Here is a 1,544-nt window from a genome sequence, read left to right on the forward strand (position 1 = left end):
CGCTCATCACATTTTATAAGAAACCGTCGCGCCTAACAGATGCAATCTCCGACATAAGGATGATTGATTCAGGTCTCTTGGCAGTTGCCTCGCAGTGTGACGCCTGGGCGGTAATCGTGTGCGGATTCAATGATCTTCCAGATACCTTTGACGAAGATACCGAGGGCATATACAGCATTCTCAAGAGCCTGGGGATCGACGACAGCCACATCTACTTCCTGAGCCCCCATACAGGCCATACGGGCGTGGATGCGCTAAATACGATTGAGAACGTGCAATGGGCAATAAACGAGGTTGCCGCCAAGTCTGGCGTCAACGATAAGGTGCTGTTCTTCTACAGCTCTCATGGCGGAGTTGACGGCCTGGTTTGCTCCACCGGCACTTCTGGCGGAACGATATATGCAGGCGATCTGGACAACTGGCTGGACAGGATCACCTGCAAAGAGATGGCGATAATCGTTGAAGCATGCCATAGCGGCAGCCTGATCGGCAAATACAGCGATGGAACATTCGTGCCCGCGGAAAGCGACCTGACAGCAGATGGAGAGACCAACCGCGTGATATTCACATCGGCCTCGACAGATTCTTCATCCTATCCGGACATAGACGGACCCGATGATCCCAATCCATCCGACAGCGGCAGCGAATCGATCTACGGCTATATCATGGCCTTCAGCGAGCCCTCTGCGGATGAGGACGGCGATGGAAGGATCAGCTTTGGCGAAGCATACCAGTATGCCTGGGATAACGATGTCACGCGCCTAAGGGGGGACAACATGCCGCAGATGCTGGAGGCGGGGCTGAACAGGAACAATGTCTTCCATCAGTGCCTGTCGTCTCAGACGGGATCGAAATTCAAGAAGCCTTTGTATGAGGTTCCATTTGAGCGAATAATACCTGAAGTGATACCTCAGCCTGGTCCAGTAGAGAAAATCGTTTCGAGGAGCGGTGGGCTGTAAAAGATCGGGAAATATCGACGGCGTCCGAGTTTATTTGTGAAGGGGCGCCGATCGATTTTTTGAAAGGAAAAAGGAGGTAAAGGATCGCAATTCTCAGGATCTATCATACATATTGATCATCTCATTCATGGCTGCTACTGCAATAGGCGTTCCCCCGCGCGTGCCCACGATCGATATGGACGGCACGTCCAGACTCCTGAGACGTTCTTTGCTTGCTGCTGCGTTCACAAATCCAACCGGCGTGCCGATGACCAGGGCCGGCTTGACGTCTCCAGAGGCTATGAGGTCGCAGAGAGTCAGAAGTGCTGATGGCGCATTGCCTATCATCACGATGCCTCCAGATAACTCGCTTTGAAATGCCAGAACGCCTGCCGAAGTCCTGGTAATTCCATCTTTTTCGGCCAGATCATCGCCCTTTCCAATCATGGCTGTGATGGAGCATTGATGGCCTTTCTTGACCACTCCATCCTTTACCATATTGATATCCACAAATATCCTGGCCTTTTCATCAAGGGCCCTTAGCCCTGCACTTATGGGATCCTTCACGAACCTCATGATCTCGGCCACACTGGGGTCGCCAGTGGC

The 1,544-nt window shown here is 52.5% G+C and carries 2 protein-coding genes (1 of these 2 only partly in view); one reads left to right on the forward strand and one right to left on the reverse strand.

The window, feature by feature from the left end; translation table 11 throughout:
• Nucleotides 1–77 precede the first annotated feature (77 nt).
• Entirely contained in the window at nt 78–959 is an 882-nt protein-coding gene (locus BP822_RS07140) for a C13 family peptidase (protein WP_286878057.1), read from the forward strand.
• A gap of 93 nt (nt 960–1,052) precedes the next feature.
• On the opposite strand, the gene BP822_RS07145 is transcribed toward BP822_RS07140, so the two are convergent.
• Nucleotides 1,053–1,544, reverse strand: partial view of a precorrin-8X methylmutase gene (locus BP822_RS07145; protein ID WP_286878058.1) — the 3' portion only. 75 nt of this gene lie beyond the right edge of the window; 492 of the gene's 567 nt are visible here — the last part of the coding sequence; its start codon lies beyond the right edge, outside the window; its stop codon occupies nt 1,053–1,055.

Source organism: Methanosaeta sp. UBA458 (genome assembly GCF_002496085.1).
GTDB classification, from domain to species: Archaea; Halobacteriota; Methanosarcinia; order Methanotrichales; family Methanotrichaceae; genus Methanothrix; species Methanothrix soehngenii.